The sequence below is a fragment of the Magnetovibrio sp. PR-2 genome (assembly GCF_036689815.1).
In the GTDB taxonomy this organism is placed as follows: domain Bacteria; phylum Pseudomonadota; class Alphaproteobacteria; order Rhodospirillales; family Magnetovibrionaceae; genus Magnetovibrio.
Map to the genome: position 1 here is coordinate 1 of NZ_JBAHUR010000046.1, position 357 is coordinate 357.

Consider the following 357-nt stretch of genomic DNA (forward strand, 5'->3'; position numbering starts at 1 on the left):
TTACTACCGTTCGCCCCCGGGCACACCGCCATGTGAGAGGGCCAGGGTGGTCGAATCAGACTGTGTCTGGATTCATGACAATCACATTATTGAATGTTTAACGGCATGGGATACAGATGACTGTGAATGAAGACCATACACAAAATGGGGATCGCCGCGTGCCGTCTTGGTATGTTTGGCAGGACAGGATAGGCATCCTGCTTGATGAAATTCGGGAAGGCATCAGCTATGCCCTTGCATACCTTCGTGGAAAAAATCCTTCACCGGAACAATGTGATGAAAATATGGACCACGAACCAGACCCAATAGTTTCAACCGACGATCAAGCGGATGCGCGCCATCAACAGCCAAATGGCA

Annotated in this window: 1 protein-coding gene; it reads left to right on the plus strand. The window is 49.9% G+C overall.

Annotated features, from left to right (window positions below; translation table 11 throughout):
* Positions 1-116: 116 nt before the first annotated feature.
* Positions 117-357 (plus strand): hypothetical protein (locus tag V5T82_RS18145; RefSeq protein WP_332897086.1); only part of this gene is annotated, 241 nt, incomplete at its 3' end.